At 68.3% G+C, this 5430-nt stretch carries 6 protein-coding genes and 1 pseudogene; 1 reads left to right on the forward strand and 6 read right to left on the reverse strand.

Going from position 1 to position 5430, the window contains the following annotated elements:
• Positions 1-90: 90 nt before the first annotated feature.
• Positions 91-528, reverse strand: coding sequence for a DoxX family protein (locus tag QH283_RS14210; RefSeq protein ID WP_280503474.1), 438 nt, complete (start codon positions 526-528; stop codon positions 91-93).
• A gap of 194 nt (positions 529-722) precedes the next feature.
• On the opposite strand from QH283_RS14210, the gene QH283_RS14215 reads away from it, so the two are divergent.
• On the forward strand, positions 723-977 hold the full coding sequence (locus QH283_RS14215; protein ID WP_280503475.1) for a hypothetical protein: 255 nt from the start codon (positions 723-725) through the stop codon (positions 975-977).
• Positions 978-1067: 90 nt separating this feature from the next.
• On the opposite strand, the gene QH283_RS14220 is transcribed toward QH283_RS14215, so the two are convergent.
• The 5 genes and pseudogenes from QH283_RS14220 to QH283_RS14240 all read right to left on the reverse strand — a co-directional run.
• Positions 1068-2315, reverse strand: coding sequence for a hypothetical protein (locus tag QH283_RS14220; RefSeq protein WP_280503476.1), 1248 nt, complete (start codon positions 2313-2315; stop codon positions 1068-1070).
• Complete coding sequence (locus QH283_RS14225; RefSeq protein WP_280503477.1) at positions 2312-3463, reverse strand: hypothetical protein; 1152 nt, start codon at positions 3461-3463, stop codon at positions 2312-2314. Before QH283_RS14225 ends, QH283_RS14220 begins: the two co-directional genes overlap by 4 nt.
• 238 nt (positions 3464-3701) lie before the next feature.
• Positions 3702-4229 (reverse strand): nitroreductase/quinone reductase family protein, encoded by a 528-nt coding sequence (locus tag QH283_RS14230; RefSeq protein WP_280503478.1) that lies wholly within the window; start codon positions 4227-4229, stop codon positions 3702-3704.
• A gap of 122 nt (positions 4230-4351) precedes the next feature.
• Positions 4352-5110 carry an HAD-IIA family hydrolase gene (locus QH283_RS14235; RefSeq protein ID WP_280503479.1) on the reverse strand — a complete coding sequence of 253 codons (759 nt, stop codon included), beginning with the start codon at positions 5108-5110 and terminating at the stop codon, positions 4352-4354.
• 46 nt (positions 5111-5156) lie between these two features.
• Positions 5157-5430 (reverse strand): annotated as a pseudogene (locus tag QH283_RS14240) (hypothetical protein); the annotation flags it as partial.

Genomic DNA, 5430 nt, shown 5'->3' on the forward strand with positions numbered 1-5430 from the left:
CCACCCCGCCCCCCGGGCGGCTGGCCGACCCCAACCCCGGCCACCCGGCTATCGGTGACCCCCCTAGCGCCGGTCGCGTCCGTCGATGCGCTACCGCGAGAGCGACTTCCGCAGATCCGCGACGCTCGCGCGCCGCTCGTAGGCGATCCAGGCGAAGATCGCGGCCAGCACCAGCGGGAAGATCGCCATCGCGGGCTTGCCCACGAGGAAGGCCTGCGTTCCCGCCGCCAGCACGGTCAGCACCGACAGCCCGGTGGCGGCGAGGGCGCTCAGCCGCGGCACCATCAGCCCGATCCCGCCCGCCACCTCGGCGAGCCCGATGAAGATCAGCAGCCCGACCGGGATGGTCACGTTCTCCAGCGCGTTCTCCGACAGCGTCCCCGGCATGACGAGCTTCGGCGCGCCGGAGGCGATGACGAAGAACAGCCCGAGCAGGATCTGCACCGTCCACAGGACACGATTGCGGATCGTGCCGGGGCGGTAGGCGTCGGCGACGGGGAACTGGGTGGTGGAGGTGGCAGTGGTCATGTCCGGTCCTTCCGGTCGGTCGCGCCGGGTCGGTAGCGCGTTCAACGGATCAGACGGGGCACCGCCGGCGAACTCATCGCTGTCCGGGAAAAAATCTCGGAATCGCTGGTCACGACCTGTCCCCAGCCGTGCCGATGAGTTCCGCGGCACCACGCCATCCATTCCATAGCCCCCAGGAGTCCCGAGGAGAGCGCATGACCGTCACCATCGAAACCCGCACCCTCACCGTCTCCGGCGCAACCCTCACCTACGACATCCGTCCCGGCAACGGTTCCACCACCCACCCGCCGCTGATGGTCTTCGGCTCCCCCATGGAAGTCGCCGCTTTCGCCACCCTCGCAAGCCATTTCACCGACCGCCCGGTGCTCACCAACGATCCGCGCGGCACCGATCGCAGCCCGATGACCGACCCCCTCGCCCGAGCCCTCCACCAGATCCTCGACCGCTGACCTCGGGCCGTCGCTCGGGCGTGGACCGTCCGGGGGCGCGAGATGTCGAGCCGAGCCGATGAGTCCGCCAGGCCGACGGAAGCGATCTGATCAGGTCAACAGGTCCGCGATGATCGCGGCTTCGGGCAGGGTCCAGGTCGATGCCTCGTCGCTGAGCAACTGTTCCCACGACGGCGCTCCGGCTTGCGCACGGGCCGCCGCGTCGGAGCGGACTTTCAGCGCCAGCATTCCGATCCGCAGAAGAACTGGAACGTTCAGGTGTCGGACCGCGACGGCGGCTTCACCGGTTACCGCCACGGCGGCGGCCTTGGAAAGGCTGATCGCTCCGGCGGCGGCGTGGGCGGCGAGCAGCATTTCCTGCTGTTTGGCCGATACGGCCGTCGGCAGGCGTGCGCTGCCCGTCGCCCGGAAGGCCGCGAGGTGGTGACAGGTCGAGATGAGAATCTCGGTCGCCAGCATGCCCAGACTCGGCGTCACGATCCCGGAGCGAAGGTTCAGCCCTTCGCCGGAATTCGTTCCCGCGTACGCGTCGAGAGCGAATTTCCGCAGATCCGGGTCAGGCATCTGAGCGAGCAGTGTCCACCCGGGCAGCGGAAGGCTCATCGGCGTGACGAAGTCGGCGGCCCAGTGCTTCAGGAGGAGCACGAGCGCGAGACGACGCTCGGGCACTCGGGCGAAGGGCAGGCCGGATCGCGTTGTCGTCACTTCGGCGACCATGCGCTGTCCGTCCAGCCACCAGGTGCCCTCGAAGGTGCCTGTGCGGATCTGGTCGAGTGCGCTGAGAAAACGACCGATATCGTGACCGGCGGAGCGCACTCGATGCGCCGGTCCACCGAAGCCGACACCGGTGTAGTCGATGGGGAGGCGGGCGGTCTCCTTTTCCCAACGGCGCAACTGATCGGTCGTCTTCAACACGGACAGGCCACTCAGAAGCGCGGTATCCACGCGGTTGTCGTAGAGGTTTCCGAGTGCGCCGAGAAGCCCTGCGAAGCCGACGACCAGCAGATCGCTCCGATCCCACGAAAACCGACGCGAGCCTCGCCACTCTTCGAGCTGTTGCAGCGCCGCCGGATCGAGGATGTCGGCGAGTTCGGGCTTTCCCCAACCCTCGGTTTCGCGACGCTGTCGATGGAAGGTGGTCAACTCCGCATAGGTGAGTCCCGAAGGCGTACTCGCGATGCGCCGCGACACCGAATGGTCGATCGACTCACCCGCGAGCGCAGACGCGGCGACGTCTTCGATGTCATCGAGGTCGCGCGAAAGCGCGTTCAGGTTTTCGATGAAGCCGTCATCAGGGGGAAGGGGCGGCTCGTCCGTGTCGCCGTCCCGAGAACTCACTCCGTGCCCTCGAGGTCGTCGGCGAGAACGGAGACGCCCTGGGCGACGGTCTCGATGGTCTTCTTCTCCCCTTCGAGTTCCTCGAGTTCGGCGAGCAGAGCTTGGAGTCGCTCGTCCTCCGGCCCCGTGACACGCTCCTTGAGCCGGTCGGCGATATCCCGGAAACGGGCGACGCGGTCTTCGGCCGCCAGGCGCTGGTCTCGCTCGGCGTCAAGCTCCGCCTGCTTGGCCTCGAGTTGCGCCCGAAGGTCATCGATGCGTTCGGCGAGACTCGCGACGGTCTTGCCGAGATTCGTGGCGCGCTCGCGGAGACCGACGATGACGGCTTTCGCGGCTTCCTCGTTGCCGTCGACATCGCGGAACACGAGCTGTGTCACGACGTGGAGCCGGATGGCGTCGGCCGCGATACGCGCCGCGGTCAACCCGGCGGCCTTTCCCGCGAGCGTGACCACGCCGGCGCCCGCCGCACCGCTGAAACCGGTGATGAGAGCAGCGCCACCGGCCATGCCGAGGCCTCCGGCGGCGATCGATCCACCGCCGAGCGCGGCCAGGCCCGCCGTCGTGGCGACCGCACCCGAATAGCCGAGCACCAACGTTCCGTAGACTCCGGCGATCGCCGGTGCGGCGAGGCCGCCGGTGAGTGCGCCGAGACCGAGGCCCGCCCCGGCGAGCAGTGCGTACTTCTTCCAGTTGCTCGCCTTCGAAAGCTTCTTGATCGCCTCCTTGTACGCGTTCTCCACCGCGTGGAGATCCTCGGGGTGCAGTGTGTCCATCGCGCTGTGGGCGGCGGCGAGAGCTTCCGCGCGGACCGCCTTGTCCCACTTGCCCTCCACCCACGGCTCGAACCCGTACAGGTCGATGAGCAGGAGCAGGGCTCGCGACCGCTTCGTCACCAGCGAGGAGAGCTGTGGGCCGGCGACTTCGAGTGCCTCGAGATCCGGCGAATCACTGTCCGCGGCGATCTGCTCGACGATGTCGGCGACCGCGGCGGACCAGTCGTCCCGCTCCCGCCGCGCGATGGCCGCGATCGCGTCGGCACGGAAGGAGTTGCGGACCTCACGCTTGGAAGGGAGGTGTTTGCCCTTCGAGGCGGCGATGTCACGCTGCATCATCCGGTACTGCCAGGCCCGTGAGGATGAAGTCCTCATCGGGAGACAATTCGAGCTTTTTCCGCACCTGAGCCGTATCCATGCGCGCGACATTAGCGACAGCGCTCGACAGGGGGTAGATCCTCGTTCGAGGACGCCCTCGCTCCCGCCGGCGATCACTCGAAAGGCGAGCGACGACACGGCCGCGTGCAGGCGGCGGCGATGCCAGGGCCTGCCCGAGAGGCGCTCAGGACGCCGCTTGCCATGAGAAGAGCCGCAGTCGAAGGGTGCGGGCGGTCTACGAGTTCGGCCCTGACGTCGAACCCTCGCCGTCGAGGGTGAGGACAACCAGCGGGATGGGCCGGTCGACCTTGGACTGGAAATCCGCCAGCAGGGGGTTGTGGGCGAGTACCCACGCCGCGAACTCGTCGTAGTCCGCACCTTCGAGCACCTTGCCGGTCGCCCGGTAGGTCTTGTCCCCGAGTTCGACAGTGACCCGCGGATTCGCTTTGATGTTGTGCCACCAGGCCGGGTACTTGTCTTCGACGAACGAACTCACGAACATGGTGTCGCCTCGGTACAGAGGCCCCAGCGGAACCGTGTGCCGCTTGCCGCTCCTGGCCCCCGTGGTGGTCAGCAGGATGAGATCCCCTCCCGCGTAAGCGCCGCCCACCTTGCCCGAGTTCTCCCGGAACTCCTTGATCACCTCATCGTTCCAGTTGGCGATGCCGTCCTCCTGGTCCCACGCCTGGTTCCAGGGTGCGTTCGGATCGTCGTAGTCGGTGATGTCGGTCTGATTCGGCTGTCCCGCAGTCGTTTCACTCATGATTCGAGTGTGGAACGGATTCAGGACAGTTCCTGTCCTGAATCGACAATTTCACGCTGCGGTCGGCGGCGTCCGGGTGTCCGCCCACCAGTGGACCGCGCGTCGTCCGGGTGGGCGGGCGATCAAGCGAAGGGGTTGGCGGTGCGGCCTACCAGGTCGGCGACGGAATCCAGGACGAGAGTGGGGCGGTAAGGGAACTGCTCGACCGAGGCGCGGGTGGAGATTCCGGTGGTGGCGACCAGGATGGTGCGCATGCCCGCCTCGAGGCCGGAGATGACGTCGGTGTCCATGCGGTCGCCGATCATGACGGCGGACTGGGAGTGCGCGCCGATGCGGCGCAGGGCCGAGCGCATCATCAGAGGGTTGGGTTTGCCGACGTAGTAGGGCTCGCGGCCGGTGGCGCGGGTGATCAGGGCGGCTACCGAGCCGGTGGCCGGGAGCAGGCCCTCGCGGGAGGGACCGGTGGCGTCGGGGTTGGTGGCGATGAAGCGGGCGCCGCGCTCCACCAGGCGGATGGCCGTGGTGATGGCTTCGAAGGAGTAGGTGCGGGTCTCGCCGAGGACGACGTAGTCGGGGTCGCGGTCGGTGAGGACGTAACCGATCTCGTGCAGGGCGGTGGTGAGACCGGACTCGCCGACGACGTAGGCGGTGCCGCCGGGGCGCTGGGCGTCGAGGAAGGCGGCCGTGGCGAGGGCGGAGGTCCAGATGGCCTCCTCGGGGATGTCCAGGCCGGTCAGGCGCAGGCGGGCCTGCAGGTCGCGCGGGGTGCGGATGGAGTTGTTGGTCAGGACGAGGAAGGGGATCTCGTTGGCGCGCAGCTCGGCGAGGAACTTGTCGGCGCCTGGGACCAGGTGGTCCTCGCTGACCAGGACGCCGTCCATGTCGGTCAGATAGGACAGGACGGGCTCGTCGTCGCTGCGGTTGCTCTCACTCGCCTGGCTGGTGGTCACGTGTCGATTCTGCGTCATCCCGGCCCGCCGGCAGCGCAGGGCGGGCGGCCCTGGCGTACCGCGCGAGGGTCCGGGCGGCGAGTTCGCGCAGGTGGGCGCGGGCTTCGGCGGGCCGGGTGACGATCGCCTCATCGGCGAAGGGCAGCAGCTGGCGGACATCCTCCAGCGCACGGCAGGTGAGGGTGAACGGGATCTGCCCGTCGGCGGCGGGCGGGTGCAGGGTGAGGCGGGTGCCGAGGATGCGGCGCGGG

Source organism: Nocardia farcinica (genome assembly GCF_029867845.1).
In the GTDB taxonomy this organism is placed as follows: domain Bacteria; phylum Actinomycetota; class Actinomycetes; order Mycobacteriales; family Mycobacteriaceae; genus Nocardia; species Nocardia farcinica_A.

Excerpts from the sequence above, each read along its gene's own strand:
- QH283_RS14210 (WP_280503474.1), bottom strand. The coding sequence starts at position 528 with ATGACCACTGCCACCTCCACCACCCAGTTCCCCGTCGCCGACGCCTAC.
- QH283_RS14215 (WP_280503475.1), top strand. The coding sequence starts at position 723 with ATGACCGTCACCATCGAAACCCGCACCCTCACCGTCTCCGGCGCAACC.
- QH283_RS14225 (WP_280503477.1), bottom strand. The coding sequence starts at position 3,463 with ATGAGGACTTCATCCTCACGGGCCTGGCAGTACCGGATGATGCAGCGT.
- QH283_RS14230 (WP_280503478.1), bottom strand. The coding sequence starts at position 4,229 with ATGAGTGAAACGACTGCGGGACAGCCGAATCAGACCGACATCACCGAC.
- QH283_RS14235 (WP_280503479.1), bottom strand. The coding sequence starts at position 5,110 with ATGGACGGCGTCCTGGTCAGCGAGGACCACCTGGTCCCAGGCGCCGAC.